General features: G+C 40.2%; 1 protein-coding gene. It reads right to left on the bottom strand.

Annotation, left to right across the window (positions count from 1 at the left end; genetic code table 11):
• A partial coding sequence (locus NLF92_RS13010) for a lipopolysaccharide assembly protein LapA domain-containing protein (protein ID WP_254102640.1) occupies positions 1 to 193 on the bottom strand: 193 nt, incomplete at its 3' end.
• Positions 194 to 271 lie beyond the last annotated feature (78 nt).

Below are 271 nucleotides of genomic sequence, written 5' to 3'. Positions count from 1 at the left end.
GCCAACTACTCAATACCGCCAACACGCCAACTACAACCCCAAGACCAACTGCTATGGCAATCAGACTGGCAATGGTCATTTCAGTTTTGGCGATCAGATAATTTACCGAGATAACTGCATCATTTTGAGAGCCGACCGCAACGGCCAGAACCAACAATACAATAATGCAAAGAAAAAACACTAAGCCTTTCAAAAAAGCAATCCCAACAGAATACAATAATAACAGGATAGCAAAATGCTTACCCTGTTACAGTATGGATATACAAAAAAA

Origin of the sequence: Opacimonas viscosa (genome assembly GCF_024199005.1) — a bacterium.
GTDB lineage: Bacteria > Pseudomonadota > Gammaproteobacteria > Enterobacterales > Alteromonadaceae > Opacimonas > Opacimonas viscosa.
The sequence above is the reverse complement of the archived record's forward strand: the minus strand, read 5'-3'. Positions and strand labels throughout refer to the sequence as shown.